The sequence below is a fragment of the Nocardia sp. NPDC057663 genome (assembly GCF_042799895.1).
Classification (GTDB): Bacteria; Actinomycetota; Actinomycetes; order Mycobacteriales; family Mycobacteriaceae; genus Nocardia.
The window spans coordinates 23406-41856 of record NZ_JBHVHX010000025.1; the positions used below are offsets into that span (position 1 = coordinate 23406).

The 18451-nt window shown below is 67.9% G+C and carries 14 protein-coding genes; 12 read left to right on the top strand and 2 right to left on the bottom strand.

Annotation, left to right across the window (positions count from 1 at the left end):
* Window positions 1–102 precede the first annotated feature (102 nt).
* The gene (locus tag ACFVAV_RS31740; RefSeq protein WP_379039276.1) at window positions 103–828 is read right to left on the bottom strand and encodes a TetR/AcrR family transcriptional regulator; all 726 of its coding nucleotides are present in this window, start codon (window positions 826–828) and stop codon (window positions 103–105) included.
* Between the two features lie 194 nt (window positions 829–1022).
* Between ACFVAV_RS31740 and ACFVAV_RS31745 the strand changes: the two genes are divergently transcribed.
* The 6 genes from ACFVAV_RS31745 to ACFVAV_RS31770 all read left to right on the top strand — a co-directional run bounded on the left by ACFVAV_RS31745 (window position 1023) and on the right by ACFVAV_RS31770 (window position 6954).
* Window positions 1023–1511 (top strand): hypothetical protein, encoded by a 489-nt coding sequence (locus tag ACFVAV_RS31745; RefSeq protein WP_379039277.1) that lies wholly within the window; start codon window positions 1023–1025, stop codon window positions 1509–1511.
* Window positions 1504–2406, top strand: a complete 903-nt coding sequence (locus tag ACFVAV_RS31750) for an alpha/beta hydrolase (protein ID WP_379039278.1) — start codon at window positions 1504–1506, stop codon at window positions 2404–2406. Before ACFVAV_RS31745 ends, ACFVAV_RS31750 begins: the two co-directional genes overlap by 8 nt.
* Window positions 2407–2510: 104 nt before the next feature.
* Window positions 2511–3290 (top strand): alpha/beta fold hydrolase, encoded by a 780-nt coding sequence (locus ACFVAV_RS31755; protein ID WP_379039279.1) that lies wholly within the window; start codon window positions 2511–2513, stop codon window positions 3288–3290.
* Window positions 3287–4144: an MBL fold metallo-hydrolase gene (locus tag ACFVAV_RS31760; RefSeq protein ID WP_379039280.1), complete on the top strand. Its 858-nt coding sequence runs from the start codon at window positions 3287–3289 to the stop codon at window positions 4142–4144. The genes ACFVAV_RS31755 and ACFVAV_RS31760 overlap by 4 nt, the downstream gene beginning before the upstream one ends.
* 205 nt (window positions 4145–4349) lie before the next feature.
* The gene (locus ACFVAV_RS31765) at window positions 4350–5177 is read left to right on the top strand and encodes an esterase/lipase family protein (protein ID WP_379039323.1); all 828 of its coding nucleotides are present in this window, start codon (window positions 4350–4352) and stop codon (window positions 5175–5177) included.
* Window positions 5178–5214: 37 nt separating this feature from the next.
* A complete protein-coding gene (locus ACFVAV_RS31770) occupies window positions 5215–6954 on the top strand; it encodes a class I adenylate-forming enzyme family protein (protein WP_379039281.1) in 1740 nt (579 codons plus the stop codon).
* A 216-nt stretch (window positions 6955–7170) separates the two neighbouring features.
* Here the strand turns inward: ACFVAV_RS31770 and ACFVAV_RS31775 are convergent, their stop codons facing one another.
* Window positions 7171–8349 carry a winged helix DNA-binding domain-containing protein gene (locus tag ACFVAV_RS31775; protein WP_379039282.1) on the bottom strand — a complete coding sequence of 393 codons (1179 nt, stop codon included), beginning with the start codon at window positions 8347–8349 and terminating at the stop codon, window positions 7171–7173.
* A 157-nt stretch (window positions 8350–8506) separates the two neighbouring features.
* Between ACFVAV_RS31775 and ACFVAV_RS31780 the strand changes: the two genes are divergently transcribed.
* From ACFVAV_RS31780 to ACFVAV_RS31805, 6 genes are all read left to right on the top strand, one after another.
* A complete protein-coding gene (locus ACFVAV_RS31780) occupies window positions 8507–10633 on the top strand; it encodes a TRAP transporter permease (RefSeq protein ID WP_379039283.1) in 2127 nt (708 codons plus the stop codon).
* Window positions 10634–10666: 33 nt separating this feature from the next.
* Window positions 10667–11656, top strand: a complete 990-nt coding sequence (locus ACFVAV_RS31785) for a TAXI family TRAP transporter solute-binding subunit (RefSeq protein WP_379039284.1) — start codon at window positions 10667–10669, stop codon at window positions 11654–11656.
* A gap of 141 nt (window positions 11657–11797) precedes the next feature.
* Complete coding sequence (locus tag ACFVAV_RS31790; protein WP_379039285.1) at window positions 11798–12673, top strand: arylamine N-acetyltransferase; 876 nt, start codon at window positions 11798–11800, stop codon at window positions 12671–12673.
* Between the two features lie 131 nt (window positions 12674–12804).
* Window positions 12805–14886, top strand: coding sequence for an acyltransferase family protein (locus ACFVAV_RS31795; protein ID WP_379039286.1), 2082 nt, complete (start codon window positions 12805–12807; stop codon window positions 14884–14886).
* A 4-nt stretch (window positions 14887–14890) separates the two neighbouring features.
* Complete coding sequence (locus tag ACFVAV_RS31800; RefSeq protein WP_379039287.1) at window positions 14891–16672, top strand: penicillin-binding transpeptidase domain-containing protein; 1782 nt, start codon at window positions 14891–14893, stop codon at window positions 16670–16672.
* A gap of 88 nt (window positions 16673–16760) precedes the next feature.
* Window positions 16761–18359: a serine/threonine-protein kinase gene (locus ACFVAV_RS31805; RefSeq protein WP_379039288.1), complete on the top strand. Its 1599-nt coding sequence runs from the start codon at window positions 16761–16763 to the stop codon at window positions 18357–18359.
* Window positions 18360–18451 lie beyond the last annotated feature (92 nt).

Consider the following 18451-nt stretch of genomic DNA (forward strand, 5'->3'; position numbering starts at 1 on the left):
CGTCGGATGTCGTCGGGGCCGGGGCTCGCAACTTCGGCCCGTGGCTGACCGACCAGGCGTCAGAGCAGCCCGCCCCGCGTTGCTCCAACCGACAGACCTCGATCAGTGCTGCGGTGACGAATAGCCGACCAGGAATACCCGCACTGCGCGCTGCACCACGCCCTCGATGTGCTGCTGGGTAACGGTCTCACCTAGCAACGCTCGTTCACGAAGTTCGCCGTAGACGAGCATCCCGAACTGACGGGACGCGGCATCGGGGTCCGGAACCGACAGAGTGCCCTGTGCGCATTGCTCACGCAGGTAGTCGGCCAGCGTCGTTCCGAATCGCTCCATCACCTGCCGGTACACCGCTGCCAACTGGGGAAAGCGCGGAACCTCGGCGATGATCAAGCGGTAGAAGCCCAGATGTTCGGGCGCGACCCAATTCTGAGCAACCTCGCGGCCGAAACGAGTCAACACCTGCTGCGGATTGTCCCCGCACTCGGACATCGCGGTGGTCGTCGCCGCATGCGACCGTGACGCCAGGTCGTTCACCACCGCGATCAACAGGTCATCCTTGCTGGGGCAGCGCGCGTAGATCGTCTTCTTGGAAACACCCGCGGTGTTCGCGATCCGCGCGATGTTGGCCTGGGCGTATCCGTGTTCGACGAACTCGCCCGCAGCGATCTCCAGGATATTGCGCCACCGCGCGACAACCGCAGCCTTCGGTGGCCGACCCGGACTGACAGTCCGCGCACGAGGCCGCTCCGGCGTTCCCGTCCTTGTTGCCATGTCTCCGACCATCCCACATCGCACCCTTCGCAACCAACGCGTGCGTTGCTGGAACACACCCTTGACAAATGGAACCCATGGGTTCCTATACTAGAAAGGAACCCAGAGGTTCCAATAATTGCCCCCTCGGAGGGTCAACTCGGCCGAGGTAGGGACACGTGCTCCACATCTGCCGTGAGGGTCGCGCATCCGCGAGACCACTCCGAATTTCTGAACATCCGGCCGGTTCGGCCGCGAAGGAGGATCCCGCCATGGTTGACGATCTGTTGTCGGCGGCAAGCGTCGAAGTACAGAACTGGTTCTTCGAGGACTATCTACCGCGGTGGGTCGCGGTCGCCGCCGGTCTGTCTCCAGACGGACCCGAATTCATTCACGACTATTGGGGCACCCCGATGCACGTCGCCGCGTCGGGTCAGTCGCTCTGGTGCATGGACAACGCGTCGGTGCTCGCATTCCTGGAAATCAATCACGCTCCCCTGCGCGATTCGGGCTACACCCACACCGTCGTGCCCGATCGCCGTGTCACCGTGTATCACCCCGCCGGTGCCTCGATCGAGGTGATCTGGTCGCGTCGACGCGCCGACGAGAGCGAAGTCCAGCGTCTGGCAGTGCATTTCGAGGTCGCGAAGTCCGGCGCCGGCTGGCGGGTGGTCGGGATCCAAGCCACCGACACCGACAAGAACACGCTGGCCGAGACCTGGCCACTGCACTCACTGAAAGCGATTGTCAGCCATGGCTGAACCGAAGTACCCACCGCTGGTGATGCCCGAGGGCATCGTTCGTGACACGGTGACGATCTGGAGCAACGGCATCGCCCTGGACGCCGATGTGTACCGGCCCGCCACCCTTGCACCTGATGCCCGTCGACCGGGTGTCGTCCTGGGCCATGGCTGGGGAGGTAGCAAATCCACTGCCGAGCGTTACGCCGCCCTGTTCGCCGCCTCCGGGATGATCGCCGTGACCTTCACCCATGGCAGTTGGTTCGGTTCCGGATCGCCGCTGCAATTGGTCGATCAGGACCCCGAGCTCGATGAGAACAACGAAGCCACCGTGCGGGTCCGATTCATCCGCGATCTGATCGATCCGTGGGCATGGACCCAGAACGTCCGCGCTGCGCTGGACTACCTCGAAGGCGAGCCGAACGTCGACCCCGACCGTATCGGGTTGTGGGGCACCAGCTTCGGTGGTGGCATCGCGATCTACGTCGCCGCGAACGATCCGCGCGTCAGCGCGCTGGTCGTGCAGGTCCCGGCGATCGCCCTGTCCAGGACGCCTGCGTGGGGGCTTGCCCAGCAGCGCGCGATTGCCACCGCGCGTGGCGATTTCCCGGCTATTCCACAGGATGTCGACCGGTTCCCCGACTCGGATGGCACCCCGTATCTGGCGGCGCTGGCACGTTTCGATCCGCTGACACAGGTTGACCGGTTGCGGATGCCGACCCTCATCATCGACGCCGGACAGGAGGAGCTGTACCCGACCGCCGACAATGGTCAGAACGCCGCGACGATCCTCCGAGCCAACGGTGTCACCGTCGATTATCACGTCGTGCCCGCAATCACGCACTACGGCATCTACTTCGACGGGTATGAGTTCGGGAGCAGCACAGCACTGAACTGGTTCGAGAGTTACCTGTGATGCCGACACCAGCCCGCTCTCTGCTGGTACCGACAGCGCTCGGCGAACTCCACGTGCACGACGCAGGCCCAGCGGATCGGCCTACGACGTTGCTGTGGCCGAGCTTGTTCACCGATGGCCGGACCAGTTGGGGCGCACAGCTCGCCGGTCTGCACCGTCTCGACGCACGTACCTTGCTTGTCGATCCCTATGGCACCGGGGAGAGTGCACCTGCCGCGCGCCGCTTCACCATGGAGGAGTGCGCCGATGCGGCGTTTCAGATCCTCGATGCTGCCGACGTGGACCGCGCCGTGGTCCTGGGATTGTCGTGGGGAGGTTTCGTCGCCTTACGGATGGCGCTGTCGGATCCCGAACGTGTCACCGGGCTCGTGTTGTCCAATACCAGCGCACTCCGGATGCCGTTGGCCGCGCGCGAGCGCGATCGGCTCATGGCCGCACTTGTCCGGGTCGGAGTACCCGGAGGTCCCGGCAGACTCGTGGCGGCCGGCATGCTCGGCGAAACCACCCAGCGCCGGGGCCCAGAACTGGCCGGTGAGATCGCCGCAGGCGTCGATCGTCTCGACCGCATCGGACTGTCCCGGGCGATGCGGTCGGTCCTGGCCGATCGCACTGACGTCTCCGCCAGGCTTCACGAAGTCTCCGTGCCCACCCTGGTCCTCGACGGCGCAGAAGATCGCCAGTTCGGCCGTCACCATGCCCAGGAACTGGCTCGACGCATACCCGGCGCCCGGCTGAAGATCCTTCCCCACGCCGGACATCTGGGCCCGCGCGAATCTCCCGACGAGGTCATGACCCATATCGAACAGTTCCTGACCGAACTCATTCCCTACCAGCTCGACCACCAACGCTCTCCCGAGCCCGCTGAAAAGGACCCAACATCATGACTGCCTTGCGTTACGAAGTGTTCGTCAGCGACGGCGTCGTACGCTCGCGCCCCGAACGCCTGCCGGACGGCAGCGCCATCACCTCCTCTCCACTGGCCACAACCTTGATCATCGGCGAGAACGATGCGGCGCTGGTCGATCCGCCGTTCACCTACGACCAGATCCAGCAGGTAGGCGACTGGATCGCCGGGTTCGGCAAGAATCTGACCCACATCTACGCCACCCACGGCCACGGCGACCACTGGTTCGGCACCGCCGCCCTGCTCGAACGATTCCCGAGCGCGATCCCGTATGCCACCGAGGGCACCATCGAGGTGATGGCCAGAAACGTCCAATTGCGCGAATACGTGTGGGATTCGGATTTTCCCGGCCTCATCCCGGAGTCCCCGCTCATCTACCGGCCGATCCACGAGAACGGGATCGACCTCGAAGGTCACAAACTCGTCCCCGTCGAGGTCGGTCACTCCGATACCGACGCCACCACTGTGCTCCACGTACCTTCGATCGGCTTGGTCGTCGCCGGCGACGTCGTCTACAACGGTGTTCACCAGATGCTGCTCGAAACCGGCTCCGACGGGCACGGATTCGATGCCTGGCTGGCTGCGCTGGACCTCGTCGACGCCCTCGCACCACAGGCGGTGGTCGCAGGCCACAAGAATCGGGCCCTGCCCGACGACCCCGCCATCATCGACCAGACCCGCCGATATCTGCGAGATGCACGAGCGCTGCTCGAACAAAAACCGACCCCACAAGAGTTCTTCGACGAGGTGACCGCTCGCTATCCCGACCGGCTCAACGTCGGCCCGGTCTGGTATGGCGGCCACGGCTTGCTCGGCGTTCCACTCCCGAACTGATCCAGGTCAGAGAACCTGCCTCCAAGCTTCGGGGGCAACAGTTCTGAGCAACGACGCTACAGGATTCCTGATGACAACCACCCCTTTTCACCGCCGTGTGCTGTCGTGCGGGCTCGCCCTGGCCGCAGTGTGTTCCGCTGCCGTCGCACTCGCCGGACCCGCTACCGCAACACCTTCCTATCCAGTGCCTTACGGCCTCGCGGGCATGTCGTTGTTCAACGACCACTCGTCCCCGGCCGGCGCCAACGATTGGAACTGCCGTCCGGGGCCCGAGCACCCGGAACCGGTCATCCTGCTGCACGGGATGACCGCCACTCAGGCCGCGAGCTGGGTCACCATCGCACCGTTGCTGGCCAACAACGGATACTGCGTCTTCTCTCTCAACTACGGCATGGATTCACGACTCCCCCCACCGCTGAATACCGTGCCGGGTATGCGGTCCATGATCGACTCGGCCACTACCGAACTCGCTCCGTTCGTGGATCGCGTGCTCGCCGAGACCGGCGCCCACCGCGTCGACTTCGTGGGGCATTCCGCCGGCACCCTGATGCTTCGCTGGTACATCAAGTTTCTCGGCGGTACGGACAAAGTCGCCAAGTCGGTGAACGTGACACCACTCAACAATGGGACGCACGCAAACGGAGGCGCCATGCTGGGTGCAGCGCTGGCACAACGCGGTCTGCGGGACGAGGCAGAACAGCTGTTGACGGATCTCGGCCTCACCACGCTGACGCAACTCACCGCAGGGTCGGACTTTCTCGACATGGTCAATTCAGCTGAAGCGTATTCGGCGACCGTCGACTACACGTTCATCATGACCCGCTACGACCAGATCGTCCTGCCGTTCACGAGTGGATTCGGTCCGGTCACACCCAATGTCACCAATGTTGTCGTCCAGGACCAGTGCCCGCTATCGATCTTCGAGCACCTCGGTGCGGCCGGAGATCCCGTTGTCGCACAGCACGTTCTGAATGCGCTCGACCCGGCGAATCAGGTGCCGATCGACTGTTTCGGGCGGCCCCGCAACGGGTGATCCGCCTGCGTTCCAACAGCCAGGAAAGGGCCCTGTGATGGCCGACGACCAACCGCACCACCAGAATGCCATGCCCTCGTCCACGGAGCCTTCCCGACACCATCGGTGCCCGAAAGCGACACCCATCGAACATCGCAGCTTACCCGCCACCCTCGTGCAGGCGTGGAACGAGCGTGTTCGCGACGAACCCGATTCGACGGCCCTGATCTACTTCGACGGCTGTGTGACCGTCGGCGATCTCGATACCCTGTCGAATGCGCTCGCTATCGCCTTTCAAGCGCGTGGCCTCGGTCCCGGAAAAGTCGTGGGGATTTACCTGCAGAACATTCCTGCGTTCGTGATCAGCCTACTCGCGGCATGGAAGGTCGGTGCCGCCGCACTGCTTCTCAATCCGATGTATCGGCGTGCCGAACTGCGCCGGCTGATCGACGATTCGAGGGCCGTCGGTCTCATTTGCCGAGACGTCGATCATGACGAAACACGGCAGACCGTCGAGGGAAGCGGAGTCGGCTGGATCCTCACCACCTGCGAGAGAGACTTCCAATCGGAGAACGACCCTCGCGCCTTCCCTGATCAAGGCGATCTCGGGACCATCGGAGACGCTGACCTCACCTCGATCTTCGACACGGCGAGCGGAGAAGCACCCACTCCTACACCGCTGCGCCCGAACGATCTTGCGCTGCTGTGCTACACATCCGGAACGACGGGGCCTGCCAAGGGATCGATGGCCACCCATCGCAACATTCTGGCCGCGGCCCAGAACTTCGCGCGGTGGCAAAACGTGAACGATACCGATCGACACCTCGCTGTCGCTCCGCTGTTCCACATCACCGGTGCAGTCGCCAGCGCCGTGACCGCGCTTCTACACCGAATGCCGTTGGTGCTCATCAATAGAACACGTCCGGAACTGGTCCTGGATGCGATTCGTCGGCATCGAGTGACAACCACCATCGGCTCGATCACCGTGTTCAACGCAGTGCTGGCTCTTGCCGATGCCGCGCCCGAGGATCTTCAGTCCTTGCGGCTCGTCTACTCCGGCGGAGCCCCGATCCCGCCCGCGACTATCGAGATGTTCGCGCGGCGCTTCGGGATCTACATCCACAACGTCTACGGCATGACCGAGACTGCCTCGACTGCCATTGCTGTGCCCGCGGGCGCAATCGCACCCACCGACCCAGGTAGCGCGACCCTGGCCATCGGTGTTCCCATGGCCGCGATCCAGACCCGCATCGTCGGACGCGACGGCGTCATCCTGGGCACAGGAGGCGTCGGCGAGCTGCAGTTGCGGGGACCCCAGATCACGCCCGGATACCTGGGTAATCCGCAGGCCACCGCCGAAGCCTTCGATGACGGCTGGCTCCGAACCGGCGATGCCGCGATGCAGGACGACTCCGGCTGGATCTATCTCGTCGACCGGATCAAGGATCAGATCAACGTTTCGGGCTTCAAAGTCTGGCCCCGCGAGGTGGAGGACATCCTGTACGAACACCCAGCAGTACGAGAGGCCGCGGTAATCGGTGAACCCGACCCCTACCGAGGAGAGATCGTCGTGGCATTCGTATCCCTCAACCCCGATGCCGTAACCAGCCCCGCAGCGTTGCTGGCCTTCGCCTCGGAACGGCTCGCGGCCTACAAGAAGCCCCGCACGATCCGCATCGTCGACGAACTCCCGAAGACGGCCACAGGCAAGATTCAGCGTCGCGAGCTGAATCGAACACATCGACTCGAACCCGGTGACGGACACCGTGAGCACAGCTACCTCGCCGACGATCGGTAGCTACCCACTGCAGATCGATCGGCTTCCACTCCGGCCCGAAACCCGGTTGATGCCCTGGCTGACACCGTTTCTGCCGTTGCCGTTGCCGGATTCCACGGATCGTGGGGGAGACGCCGCTGGTCGTGCGTCATGCTCTCGTGCCCGGCCAGGCGATCGAGTCACCGGAGGCCGAGGAAGGACTCGCGATCGGGAAGTTCCTGCTCGGTGAGGTGCAGATCAGGCGGTCAGTTCACGTTGTAGCGGCGTGCGGAAGCGGGGAATGGCGCGTATGTCGCCGAACCATGTTGTGGTGCGGTCTATTTCGGCGTCGATCAGCTTCCGGGTGTCGGCGCCGACATCCTCGAGGAGCCGGGTGACCACTTCGCCGTCGGAGCGTTGGGCCCAGCCGCCGACGATGCGGCCGTCGGCCCAGATGGTGGGGCCGATGTTGCCGTTACGGTCGAAGAGGGCGGGGGCGTGCGGGCCGAGGAACCAGTCGCGGGACTGCCAGCCCATGGGCGTGGGGTCCAAGGCGGGGAGCAGGGTGGCCCAGGGCTCGGGGTCGGGGACCGGGGCGAGGTCGTCGGCGAGAAGGATGCCGGTGACTCCGTCGAGGTCTACCTCGACGGTATCCAGGTCTGCCAAGGCTTTTCGGACCTCGCCGAGGGTCCAGCCGGTCCACCACTTCAGGTCGGTGATCGGGGCGGGGCCGAAGGCGCGCAGCCACTGCCGCACCAGCTCCACCCGGGCCTGCTCGGCCGGCATGGGGGAGAACCCTTGCGGCAGCCAGGTTTCGACCGGCGCCCAGGTGTACTGGCTGCTGGCCCAGCTGCCGTTCGGTCGCCCGCGCACGATCCGGCCCTCGGCCCCGAGCACCACCAGAACCCAGGTGGTGATGCTGGTCGGCTTCGAATACGACTTGCCTGGCGACGTGTCGATCTGGGTGCGCAGGCGCGGCACGTCCTTGCTCAACTGCACGCCGGTCGCCGTCCCGCGGGCGAGCAGCGCGGCGTGCGTCTCGGCCTCGACATCGCTGAGCCAGGACTGGATGTCGCCGTCGACGACCCCGGCCTGCTCGATATAGCGGCCGTAGGCGCGCCGCTGCTTGTGGGCGAGCGCGTCGCAGGTGCTTGCCTGCAGGACCGGCAGCAACTCGGTCGGCGCGACGAACATGGTGCGGCGCATGGCGAGCAGCCGCAGCAGGGTGCGGTCGTCGTAGAGCGCCTTCTCGACATTCGCCGGAGTGAGATCGATGCCGCGCGCGCCGACCGACAGGTACACCGTCGCCGGATCGGTGGCGTGCAGCACCACCATCGAGCGGGCGATATCGACGGGGTCGGTCGAGCGGGCCGATGGCGCGAGACGATGCCGGGTCGCCAAGCGTGCGCGTCGCTGCGCGACGTCGATCGAGAGCATGCCCGGATCGTAGGCGTGGGCACCGACAGTCTTGCCGTGCGCAGGTGCGCGGCGTTGATCGGCAGCCGAATCCACCGATGCGAAATGTCCATTTTGTGCAGACCGTGCGGTCGTCGTTTCCACTCCGACGCGCGAATCCCGTTGCTATGGTCCGCTCATGAGCTCAGCGCCACCGGTCGTCACTGCCGCTGATCTGGGCGTGGACGACGAGGAGCGGCCCGCGCGGGTGCTGTCCGGGTTCGCGGGCGGGCTGGTCGCCGTGGTCGCGCTCGGGCTGGCACTGCTGGCGGTGTGGCAGGTGTTCCGGCCGCTGGCGCAGGGCAGTCAGTACTACCTGGTGGTGTTTCTCGCGGTCGCGCTGCCGCTGGTGTATCTGAGTTACCGGTCCTGGTGGGGCAGGCTCGATCGCGCCGACGGTCCCGCCGTGCTCGACTGGGTGCTGGCCGCGATCGCGCTGCTGGTGTGCCTGTACCCGATCCTGCCGCTGCGGATCGGTGACGCGGGCGGTGGCTACAACGCGTTCCTCGACCGGCAGGGGATGCTGGCGCCACTGGATGTGGTGATGGGCGCGCTACTGCTGGTGCTGGTGCTCGAGGCGTGTCGGCGCACCACCGGGATCATCCTGCCCGCGGTGTGCCTGGTGTTCCTCGCCTACGGCTACTACGGCGGACTGCTGCCACAGAGTTGGGCGATCGCGCACGCCGGACTCGACGTCGACCAGATCGTCGACGCCCTCTACAACTCCGGCAGCGGCTTCTACGGCACGCCGCTGGACGTGGCGGCCAGCTACATCGTGTTGTTCACCCTCTACGGTGCTGTCCTCGAATTCTCCGGTGCCGCACGGTTCTTCGTCGATCTGTCGGTCTCGCTGTTCCGGCGCTCGCACAGCGCGGCGGGACGCACCGCGGTGGTGTCGGGGTTCCTGCTCGGCACGGTCTCCGGGTCGGGTACCGCGACGGCGGTGAGCACCGGCGCCGTCACCTGGCCGATCCTGCGCCGGGCGGGCTACCGGCCCGAACAGGCGGGCGGCATGCTCGCCGCGGCGGGTGTCGGTGCGATCCTGTCGCCACCGACACTGGGCGTGGCGGCGTTCATCGTCGCCGAGTACCTCGACGTGTCGTATGTGACGGTGCTCGGCTGGGCGCTGATCCCGACGCTGCTCTACTACCTCGGCATCCTGCTGTCGGTCGAGATCGATGCCCGGCGCATCCACGCCGAGGGACGCGCGCCCGCCGACCTCGCCGACGGACCGCTGCCGACGCCGTGGTGGAAACTGCTGGGGCGCTTCGGGTATCACTTCTCCTCGCTGATCGTGATCGTCGTGCTGCTGCTGGCCGGGATGAGTGCGACCCGCGCTGTCGTCTACGCCACGGTGCTCGCCCTGATCCTGGCCGTGCCGGACCGGATGCTGCGCGCACGGGCGGCATCGGGCGGCGAGAACGCGAAAGTGCCCGGCGGACAGGCTGTTCCGAGCGCCGACTCGAACATCACGCAGGGGCAGGAGGCCGGGCAGTTCGTGCTCGAGGCCCTGCGGGCACTGTCGCTCGGCATGCGCTCGGCGCTGCCCGTGGTCGCGGTGTGCGCGGCGGCGGGCGTGATCACGGCGATGACCACCAAGACCGGCCTCGGCGCGCAACTGGCGTCGTTGCTGGTGCGGGCCGGTTCGGTGCTGTCCGACGACCCCGCCGTCGTCCTGGCGACCACCGCGGTGCTGGCGGCGATCGCCCTGTCGCTGCTGGGGCTGGCGGTGCCGGTGACGGCGTCGTTCGTCATCGGCTGGGTGATCATCGGGCCCGCCCTGCTCGACCTGGACGTCGCCGCGCCCGCGGCCGCGATGTTCGTCTTCTACTTCTCGGTGCTCTCGGAAGTGACGCCGCCGACCGCGCTGGCCGCTGTCGGCGCGGCCGCGGTCACCGGAGCGAAGGCCATGCCGACCATGTGGGCGGCCCTGCGGTACGCGCTGCCCGCGTTCCTGGTGCCGCTGATGTTCGTGCTCACCGACTCCGGCCAGTATCTGCTCGGTCGCGGCGCCCTGCTCGACGTGCTGTGGGTGAGCGCGGCCGCCTGTGTCGGGGTGGCGGCGCTGGCGGCGGCGACGGGTGGCTGGCTGTTCGGTATCGGCGCGGTCGGGCCTGTTCCGCGCGGGCTGGCCGCGGTGGCCGGTCTGACCTTGCTCTACCCGGATCCGACCGCGACCGGAATCGGGCTCGCGATGCTGCTCGTCGCCGTGCTCGCGGGCGTCGTCGACCGGATGCGACGCCGAACAGCCACGGGCACACCGTGATCTGTGGACATCAGCTCCGACGAGAGGGACCCCATGGTCAGAACAGTTGTCGCCGTGGTCGCGGTATCCGCCGCGGCCGCCTTGCTCACCGGATGCGGTGGGCGTCAGGACACCCCGACTGCCGACGCCGGTGGCGAGGTGACCTGTGAAGTGAAGCAGGACACCAGGATCGGCATCGCCACCGGCAACGCGACCGGCGTCTATTTCGCGCTGGGCAATGCCTATGCCGAGCAGGTCTCGGCCGCCACCGGCGGCACGGTCAAGGCGACCGCCGCCGAGACCGGCGCGTCGGTGCAGAACATCCAGCAGGTCGTGGGCGGCACCTACCAGGTCGGTTTCTCGCTGGCAGACTCCGCCGCCGACGCCGTGCAGGGCAAGGGCAGCTTCACCAGCCCGCAGCCGGTGCGCGCGCTGGCCCGGCTCTACGACAACTACACCCAGGTGATCGTGCGCGCCGACGCGGGCATCAACTCGTTGGCCGACCTGCGCGGCAAGCGGGTGTCCACCGGGTCGCCCAAATCGGGCACCGAGGTCATCGCGCAGCGCGTGCTGCACGCCGCGGGGCTCAACCCCGACAGCGATGTCTCCGCGCAGCGCCTCGACCTGACCAAAACCGTCGACGGGCTCAAGGACGGCTCCATCGACGCGATGTTCTGGTCGGGCGGCCTGCCGACCCCCGGCATCACCGACCTGTTCACCACCGCCAGGGACAAGGTCCGTTTCCTCGACATCACCGGGGTGCTGCCCAAGCTGAAGGAGATCAACCCGGTGTACGAGACGGCGGCCATCCCCGCCGCCACCTACGGCCTCGCCGCCGATGTACCGACCATCGTGGTGCCCAACCTGCTCGTCGTCCGCGACGACCTCGACGCGAATCTGGCATGTGTGCTCACCACGACGTTGCTCGATCGCAAACCGCAACTGGAACAGGCGAATCCGGCCGCGAAGGGCATCAACGCCGACACCGCGAACAAGACCGCCCCGGTGCAGCTGCACCGCGGGTCGGAAGTCGCGCTGGGCTGAGTGGAGGACCGTCGCGTCCGCGGGCGCGGTCGCGACGGTCGCGTGACGGGCCGGCCCGGTGGGTCCGGCGTACCAGGACGGCGGGCAATCGGGGCATGAGGCAAGGGGAACAAGGATCGCCACACTGCGGTTGTGCGAAATATGACCGAGGCTGATACGCGACGAGATGACCGCTGGCTGGGTGAGGACCTGGACCTGGATGCCTACCTGGCCCGGATCGGCTACGACGGACCGCGCACCGCCTCCGTCGACACCCTGCGCGCGCTGGTTCGCGGCCACACCACGACGATCCCGTTCGAGAATCTCGAGATCATTCTCGGGCGCGGGATCCCGCTCGAGCTGGACGCGCTCCAGGACAAGCTGATCCGGCGCCGCCGCGGCGGCTACTGCTTCGAGAACGTCGGCGTGTTCGCCGCCGTGCTGGAACGGTTCGGGTTCGGTGTCTCCGGGCTGAGCGGCCGGGTCACCTACGGCGCGCTCGCCACCGGGGCGATCCGGCCCGCCACGCACGCCCTGCTGCGGGTGACGACACCGGACGACGATCGCGTCTGGATCTGCGACGTCGGCTTCGGCTTCGGCCCGCTCGAGCCCTTCGAACTGGTCGACGGGCGTGGTGAATTCACCCTCGGCGACTGGCGCTACCGGCTCGAGCGCCGCGCCGACGACACCGACGGCGCCCTGTGGGTGCTGTTCCAATTCGGCCGCGACGGCTGGATCGATCGCTACACCTTCACCGAGAACCCGCAGTACCGGATCGACTACGCCGTCGGCAACCACTTCGTCTCGACGTCGCCGCGATCGCCGTTCACCACCCGCCCCTTCCTGCAGCGGTTCCTGCCCGAGGTCCATCACGTTCTCGACGATGTGACCCTGACCGCCGAATATCCCGACGGCACCGCGCATTCGCGGGAACTCGAACCGGGCGAACTGCCCAAGGTGCTGACCGAGGTATTCGACATCGACCTCGACGAATCCGACGCGGCCATCCTGGTGACGATGCCCTGGCGAGCGGACTAGCGACCCACATCGCGGGTCCCGGACACGGCCCGGCGGTTTGCTTCCCACGTGACGCTACGGCAAATTGATGGTTACTTGCCGGGAAACAACCTCCGCTGTGTGCTGTGGGGGCCGAATCGTTGGGGTCGTTCGTGCCGAAAGTTCAGTTCGCGTCCGCGGGTGCGCCGGAGACGGCGGTCCCACGTCGACCCGTCGTCCCCACGGCCGGGCGGCGGCAGGACCTGGACGGATTGCGTGGCGTCGCGATCGCGCTGGTCGTGGCGTTCCATGTGTGGGCGGGCCGGGTGTCCGGTGGGGTCGACGTTTTTCTCGTGCTGTCGGGCTTCTTCTTCACCGGCGCGGTGGTGCGCGGGGTCGAACGACGTGGTGGTGTGTCCGCCCGGGTGACCGCGCGGCGAACCACGCGCCGGCTGATGCCCTCGCTGGTGGTGGTGCTGGCGGCGATCGTGCTCGCCACGGTCGCCCTGCGCCCGTACACCCAGCTGGGTGAGACGGCGGCGCAGACGCTGGCCTCGATGTTCTATGTCCAGAACTGGTATCTCGCGACCGCCGAACTCGACTACCTGGCGCCCGATCCGTCGGTCAGCCCGTTGCAGCACCTGTGGTCGATGTCGGTGCAGGGCCAGTTCTATCTGGTGATCCTCGCGGTCCTGGCCGGGTGGGCGTGGCTGCGACGGCGCGGCGCGGCCGGTCGGCCCGCGCTGCTGATGGTGCTGACCGGGGTGGGATTGCTCTCGTTCTGGTACGCCGCGTCCGGCTCCGCGCAGCATCAGGCGTGGACCTATTACGACAGCGTCGCGCGCGGCTGGGAACTGCTGGCCGGTGCGGCGCTGGCCGTCGCCGCGCCGTGGCTGCGGTTGCCGCGGCGGGTGCGTGGACTCGCCGCCGCGGTGGGTCTGCTGATGGTGCTGTCCTGCGGTCCGATCTTCGACGGCGCCATCCAGTTTCCCGGGGTGGCGGCGCTGTGGCCGGTGGCCGCGGCCTGCCTGGTGATCGCCTCCGGATTCGGTGTCGCCGGTGCGGCGGCGTGGCCGAATCGGGTGCTGGCCGGGCGGGTCTGCACCGAACTCGGTGCCATCGCCTATCCGCTGTATCTGTGGCACTGGCCGATTCTCATCTTCTATCTGGCCGAATCCGGCCGCGCGCATGCCGGGCTGGCCGACGGACTGGTCGTGATCGGCGTCTCGCTGGTGCTCGCCTACGTCACCACCCGCCTGATCGAGATGCCGTTGCGGCTGCCGCCCACCGGTCAGGACAGCCCCGTCGGCAGCCATCGGCCGACGGGTGTGCTGGTCGGCGCGCTCGCCGTCGCCGTTCTCGCCTCGGCCCTGGGCTGGCAGCTGGTGCTGCGGGCCAATCCGGCGGTGCCGCCGCAGGCACTCGACGCGGACCGGTATCCGGGAGCGGCCGCCCTGCTGTCCGGCGCGGAGTACTCGCCGGAGCCGATGCGCCCCACCGTGTTCGAAGGGCAGGCCGACTCGCCGCCGCCGACGACCGACGGCTGCATCACCCCCAACCGCGAGGTCCGCACCTGTACCTACGGCGACCACACCGCCACCCGCTCGATCGCGGTGGTCGGCGGATCGCACTCCGAGCACTGGATTCCCGCGCTGGAACTGCTCGGCGCCGAGCACGGCATCCGGGTGGTCTCCTATCTCAAGGAAGGGTGCCCGGTCACGCTCGCCGATCAGCCGTCGTATGCCGAATGGCCGTTCCCCGAATGCCACGAATGGTCGGTGGAGGTGCTCGACCGGCTGGCCGCCGAGCCACCGGACTGGGTGCTCACGCTGTCGACGCGGTATCGCAAGGACGGTCTGGGAGACGAGGTGCCCGGCGAATACCTCGAGGTGTGGTCGGCGATGCAGGACCGCGGCCTGAATGTGCTGGCGCTGCGCGATACTCCGCGGCTGCGCCGCGACGGCGTGCTCTACCGCGCCACCGACTGCCTGGCCCACCGCGGCGATCCCGACAGCTGCGGGCTGGACCGCGCCGACGCGCTCGCCGACCGTGACCCGGCCGAGGAACCGGCGGCCGGGTACCCGAACGTCTACCTGCTCGACCTCTCCGATGCCGTGTGCAGGCCACAGCGGTGCCGGGTCGTCGAGGGCAATGTGCTCATCTACCGCGACGAACACCACCTGACCGCGAGCTACGCGCGCTCGCTCGCCCCCGAGCTCGGCCGCCAGATCGGGGCGATCACCAGCTGGTGGTAGCGAGATGCGCACGGACGCCGTGACTCCGGCTACCCTCGCCCCTGTGCGCATCTCCCGCAAGACACCGGTCCTGCTCCTCGCGCTCGCCCTGGTGCCGGTCGCGTGCTCGTCGGGACCCGATCAGCCACAGACCGTCGCCGACGCTTTCGCCGCCGCCCTGAGCAGCGGTGACGCGGCCGCAGCCGCGGCACTCACCGACGTACCCGACCAGGCCCGCCCGGCCCTGACCACGCTGTTCGAGAACCTCGGAAAGAACGACTCGGTCCGGGTGTCGGCCACCGGCGACAGCTCTTTCACCCTCGAATCCACCTGGAGATTCGGTCCGGACGGCCGCAACGAGTGGACCTACACCACGACGGGCACCGCCGCCGACACCGACGGCTGGAAGATCGACTGGAATCCCGCGACGGTCGCCCCCGGGCTCGAACTCGGACCGCTCAGCTACAGCCCCGTCTACCCGAAACCCGCGCGCGTGCTGGACTCCTCGGGCGGTGACCTGATGACCCAGCAGGTCGTGACGCTGGTGAACGTCGCCCCTGACGCCGACCTGGCCGCCGCGGCCGCGCAGCTCGCACCGCACGGTGTCACCGAGGCCGCGTTGCAGGCGGATCTGGCTGCGGCGCAGGGCAAACCGATCGCCGCGGTCGCCTTGCGCGAGGCCGACATCGCCCCGGGCCGGCAGGCGCTGAGCGGAGTGCGCGGCGTGACGCTCGCACCGCAGACCAGGCTGCTCACCGTCGACAAGACCCTGGCCGGACCCACGACCTCGGGTCTGGCCGAACTCTGGCAGCAGCAGGCCGACAGCGCGGCGGGGTGGGCGGTGCGCGCGCAGACCGCCGAGGGCACCCAGCGCGTCGCCGGACCCGACGCGACCCCGACCACCGATATCGCGACCACCGTCGACATCGACCTGCAGAACGCGGCCGAGGCCGCCCTGACTCCGCTGACCCAGCCCGCCGCGATCGTCGCCCTGCGGCCGTCGTCCGGGGAAGTGCTCGCCGTCGCGCAGAACGCGCAGGCCGACGCCCAGGGCCCGATCGCGCTCACCGGCCTCTACCCGCCCGGCTCCACCTTCAAGACCGTCACGGTCTCGGCCGCGTTGCAGGCGGGCGGCGTGACTATCGACACCGTGCTGCCCTGCCCCGGTCGCGCGACCATCGAGGGCCGCACGATTCCCAATGACAACGGCTTCGATCTCGGTCCGGTGCCGCTGCACACCGCGTTCGCGCGCTCGTGCAACACCACGATGGCCGAACTCGGCGTGCGATTGCCCACCGACGGGCTCACCGCGGCCGCCGCGCAGCTGGGTCTGGGCGTGGATTATGTGACACCCGGCTTGACGACCGTCACCGGGAAGGTTCCACCCGCGCAGAACCCGGCGCAGCGGGTGGAGTCGAGCATCGGGCAGGGCAGCGTCACCGCCTCGCCGTTCGGGATGGCGCTCGTCGCCGCCTCGCTCGCGCACGGCTCCGCGCCCGCGCCCGCCATCGTGCGCGGGCGGCCCGGTACCGCGGACCGGGCGTCCGCAGCGGTCCCCGCAGACGTGACGTCGCAGATAGAGACCATGATGGGAGAGACGGTGACCGCCGGAACCGCCACCGCGCTGCGCGATATTCCGGGGCTGCTCGGCAAGACCGGCACCGCCGAATACCTCGACGACAAGCACGCGCACGGCTGGTTCGTCGGCATCGACGGCGACCTCGCGTTCGCGGTCTTCGTCGCCGACGCCGGCAGTTCGGGCCCCGCGGTGGAGGCGGCCGGACGGATGCTGCGAGCCAAACGATGATCTATGTCACGCTCTGTGGGCGAGCAATACCCACGCTGCCGCACGCGGTCCACACCGGGCCAGCTACACTCGTCGACGGACCATATCCATGGTCAATACGCGGGATGTCACAATTTCGAGAAGGTTCGGAGTAGGCGCCATCGATACCGGTCAGAAGATCGCGGAGCATTACCGCCTGGTCGAGCGTATTGGTAGCGGCGGCACAGGCGTTGTATGGCGCGCTGTCGACGAACGCCTCCAACGCTCCGTGGCTGTGAAGCAGATCCACATCAAGCCCAGCCTGCCCGAGGGTGAGCGGGATGTCTTGCGCCAGCGTGCGATTCGGGAAGCCCGCAACGCGGCGCGCTTCCAGCATCCCAACGCCATCGTCGTCTTCGACATCACCGAGCACAACGGTGACCCGTGCCTGGTGATGGAGTACCTCAAGTCGGTCAGCCTGGCCGCCGAGCTGGGGCAGAAGGGTCCGCTGCCGCTGACCGAGGTCGCCCGCATCGGTGAGCAGGTCGCGTCCTCGCTGATCGCCGCCCACCAGGCCGGCCTGGTGCACCGTGACGTGAAACCGGGCAACATCCTGCTCGGTGACCACGGTGAGGTGAAAATCACCGACTTCGGCATCTCCCGCGCCGCCGGTGACGTCACCCTCACCGAGACGGGCCTGATCTGCGGCACCGCCGCCTACCTGGCGCCCGAGGTCGCGCGCGGTGCCGATCCGACGCCGGCCGCCGACGTGTTCGCGCTGGGTGCGACGCTGTTCCACGCGCTCGAGGGTGAACCGCCCTACGGCGCCAACGCCAACCCACTAGCCGTGCTCTACGCCGCGGCCAACGGCCAGGTGCGCGAGCCGCGCAATGCGGGCCAGGCCACCGATTTCCTGCTCGACCTGCTCAGCCCGGAACCGCTGGACCGGCCGACGATGACCGAGGCCCGCGACGCGCTGGCCGCGTTCGCCGACGACGACGCCGTGCCCGCCGGGTTCGTGCCTGCCAGCGAGGCCTACGGCCGCCGCAACTCCGCGGCCGCGACCCAGGTGATCCGGCAGTCGGGTCACCGGACCTCGCATGCGGGCGCGTCCACCGCGACGACCCGGCAGATCCGGTCGAACCCGCGCCCGCCGGTGCGGCACGACACCGCCGCGCATCCGCCGACGACCACCCAGCCCGCACCTGTCCCGCGCAAGCAGGCGGGCAAGGGCCGTGCGGTGCTGATCGGTTCCGGCGTCGGCGCCGTGGTCGCGGCGATCGCCGTCGCGATCAGCGCGATGAGCAGCTCGGACTCGAATTCGCCGCAGGTGCAGGCAAACCCGTCGACCTCGGTGCGGGTCTCCGCGGGTCCCGCGTCGCCCAGCGCGGCCCCGGCCGCGCTCGGCCAGACCGCCAATGTCGGCACGGTGGACATCGGCTCAGCCGGCCTGCTGGTGGAGGACTTCTTCTCCAACCCGGCCGGTTCGTGGTCGCTGCTCACCCCGGCCGCGCAGAAGGTCTACGGCAGTGAGTCCGCGTTCCGCGAGTACTGGAACGACCGCACCGTCGACACCTTCGCCAGCATCACCGCGGTCAAGGGCAACAATGCCGACGGCTCGACCGACATGCGCCTGGCCAGCATCACCATCAACGGCCAGACCAAGGCCATGGTCATGCGGGTCGTGAACTCCAACGGCAGCCTGCGGATCGACGGCGACACCCGCTGACGTTCGGCTTCCGACGACCGATCGAGACGGACCCGGCAGGGACAACCCTGCCGGGTCCGTCGTCTTCGGCGGGATGTGCTGGAAAACCGATA